Source organism: Actinosynnema sp. NPDC059797, from assembly GCF_042732085.1.
In the GTDB taxonomy this organism is placed as follows: Bacteria; Actinomycetota; Actinomycetes; order Mycobacteriales; family Pseudonocardiaceae; genus Actinosynnema.
Window position 1 is genome coordinate 1 of record NZ_JBHWIE010000606.1, and the last position, 2,852, is coordinate 2,852.

The window sequence follows — 2,852 nt, forward strand, 5'->3', positions numbered from 1 at the left end:
GCCGGCACCGACGCGTCGCGGGCCGCCTTCCGCTCCTTCGTGGACGAGGTGGTCATCCCCCGGGCGGGGAACTTCGACCTGGCGGGCGCCGTCCCGCCGGACGTGGTCGCCGAGGTCGCCGCCCGCGGCTACCTGGGCGCGGTGCTGCCCGACGGCCCGCTGCCCCTGGACATGGTGGGCCTCGGCGCGCTGCACGAGGAGGTGGGGCGCGGCTGCTCCTCGCTGCGCAGCCTGCTGACCGTGCACAGCATGGTCGCCTTCGCCGTGCACCGGTGGGGCGGCGACGCCGCGCGGGAGCGGTGGCTCGGACCGCTGGCCGACGGCTCCGCCCTCGGCGCGTTCTGCCTCACCGAGAGCGGCGCGGGCAGCGACGCGTCCGGACTGGCCGCGACGGCGGAGGAGGACGGCCGCGGCGGGTACGTCCTCACCGGGCACAAGAAGTGGATCACCTGCGGGCAGGTCGCGGACGTGCTGCTCGTCTTCGCCCGCACCAAGGCGGGCATCGGCGCGTTCCTCGTGGAGGCCGCCGACCCGGCCGTGCGGCGCACCCCCGTCCGCAGCATCCTCGGCACGCGCGCGAGCATGCTGGCCGAGATCACCCTGACCGGCTGCCGGGTCGGGCCCGAAGCCCTGGTCGGCGGTCCCGGCACGGGCCTCAACGTGATCACCGGGGCGCTGGACGTCGGCCGCTACAGCGTCGCCGCCGGCTGCGTCGGCATCGCCCAGGGCTGCCTGGAGGTCTCCGCGGCGCACGCCGCCACCCGGCACCAGGGCGGCGCGCTGCTCAAGGACCACCAGCTGGTCCGGCGGATGATCACGCGGATGGCGGTGGACACCGAGGCGGCGCGGCTGCTGTGCCTGCGGGCCGGCCGGCTCAAGGACGAGGGCGACCCGGCGACCCTGGTGGCGACCTGCGCCGCCAAGTACTTCGCCGCGGGCGTCGCGGCCCGCGCGGCGTCGGACGCGGTGCAGGTGCACGGCGCGGTCGGCTGCGTGGACGGCCACCCCGCGGCCCGCTACTACCGGGACGCCAAGGTCATGGAGATCATCGAGGGCAGCAGCCAGGTGCACGAGAACCTGATCGCCGAGGACGTCTGCCGCACCGCCGGCGCGCCGCGGGCCGAGAGCCCCGTCGTGCCCCTCCAGGGCCTTCCCCCGGACGAGAACCGTTGGGAGATCGCATGACGAGGACTTCACCGCAGGCCGGCCCGGTCGCCGAGGTGGGCCCGGTCACCACTGCGGGCGTGGACGCCGAGGCCGAGCACCGCCGCGGCCGGGTCAAGTGCGTGGTGTGGGACCTGGACAACACCGTCTGGGACGGGATCCTGCTGGAGGACGGCGAGGTCGAGGTCCGGCCGCTGGTCCGCGACGCGATCGTGGCGCTCGACGAGCGCGGCATCCTGCACTCCGTCGCCAGCCGCAACGACCCCGACACCGCCCTGCGGCAGCTGGAGCGCTGCGGGCTGGCCGAGTACTTCCTGCACCCGCAGATCTCGTGGGGGCCGAAGTCCGCCGCGCTGCCCAGGATCGCCGCCGCGCTCAACATCGGCCTGGACGCCCTGGCGTTCGTCGACGACCAGCCGTTCGAGCTGGACGAGGTCGCCTTCGCCCACCCGCAGGTCACCTGCGTGGACGCGGCCGAGGTCGCCACGCTGCCGGACCGGCCGGAGTTCACCCCGCGGTTCGTCACCCCCGAGTCGCGGCAGCGGCGGTGGATGTACCGCAGCGGCATCGAGCGCTCCGCCGCCGAGGAGGACTTCACCGGCACCGCCTCCGAGTTCCTCGCCACCCTGGGCATGGTCTTCACCATCCGCGTGGCCCGCGAGGAGGACCTGCGCCGCGCCGAGGAGCTGACCGTCCGCACGCACCAGCTCAACTCGACCGGCGTCACCTACTCCCACGCCGAGCTGGCCGAGCTGTCCCGCTCCACCGACCACCTGCTGCTGGTGGCCGAGCTGGAGGACCGCTACGGCTCCTACGGCACCATCGGGCTGGCCCTGGTCCGCACCGGGTCGCCGACGTGGCTGCTCAAGCTGCTGCTGATGTCGTGCCGCGTGATGTCGCGCGGCGTGGGCACGGTGCTGCTCAACCACGTGGTGCGCCGGGCCGCCGACGCGGGCGCCGCGCTGCACGCCGAGTTCGTGCCCTCCGACCGCAACCGGGTCATGTACGTGACCTACCGGTTCGCGGGCTTCGAGGAGGTGGGCTCGCGCGACGGCGTCCAGCTGCTGGCCGCGTCACCGGGCGCGATCCAGGAGGACCCCTCCCACCTGCGGGTGATCGTCGACGAGGAGCGCCGGTGACCGACCTCGTGCCCCGACCGCGACTCGCCGCGGCCCCGGACCCGGCCGCCAACCCGAACCCGGCCACCGGTCCGAACCCGGCCACCGGTCCGAACCCGGCTGCTGACCCGTCCCCTGCCGCTGGCCCGAACCCCGCCACCGGCCCGTCCCCCGCCACCGACCCGGACCGGGCCGCCGCGCCCGACCGGGAGCGGTTCCGCTCGCTGGACCCCCGGCCCCTCGACTGGGGCTCGGTGCCGCTGCGGCTGTTCGGCAAGGGCCACCGCCGGGCCTGGGACCCGTCCGACATCGACTTCTCCCAGGACGCCGAGGACTGGCGGCGGCTGCCCGGGAGCGCGCGGGACGCCCTCGCCGGGCTGTGCGCGATGTTCACCGCCGGCGAGGAGGCGGTGACCCACGACCTCCAGCCGTTCCTGGCCGCGATGGCCGCCGAGGGCCGGCTCGGCGACGAGATGTACCTGACCCAGTTCTGCTACGAGGAGGCGCGGCACACCGAGGTGTTCCGCCGCTGGCTGGACACGGTCGGCGAGACCCGCGACCTCAACCACC

3 protein-coding genes are annotated in these 2,852 nt (G+C 75.1%); all 3 read left to right on the forward strand.

What is annotated here, in order from left to right; genetic code table 11:
- The coding region (locus ACFV4N_RS42340; RefSeq protein ID WP_499678338.1) for an acyl-CoA dehydrogenase family protein at positions 1-1,185 on the forward strand (1,185 nt) is incomplete at its 5' end.
- Entirely contained in the window at positions 1,182-2,303 is a 1,122-nt protein-coding gene (locus ACFV4N_RS42345; protein WP_499678339.1) for an HAD-IIIC family phosphatase, read from the forward strand. The genes ACFV4N_RS42340 and ACFV4N_RS42345, both read left to right, overlap by 4 nt.
- A partial coding sequence (locus ACFV4N_RS42350; protein WP_499678340.1) for a ribonucleotide-diphosphate reductase subunit beta occupies positions 2,300-2,852 on the forward strand: 553 nt, incomplete at its 3' end. The genes ACFV4N_RS42345 and ACFV4N_RS42350, both read left to right, overlap by 4 nt.

What these genes read in the sequence shown, in the direction of transcription:
- ACFV4N_RS42345 (WP_499678339.1), top strand. Translation starts at nt 1,182, where the DNA reads ATGACGAGGACTTCACCGCAGGCCGGCCCGGTCGCCGAGGTGGGCCCG.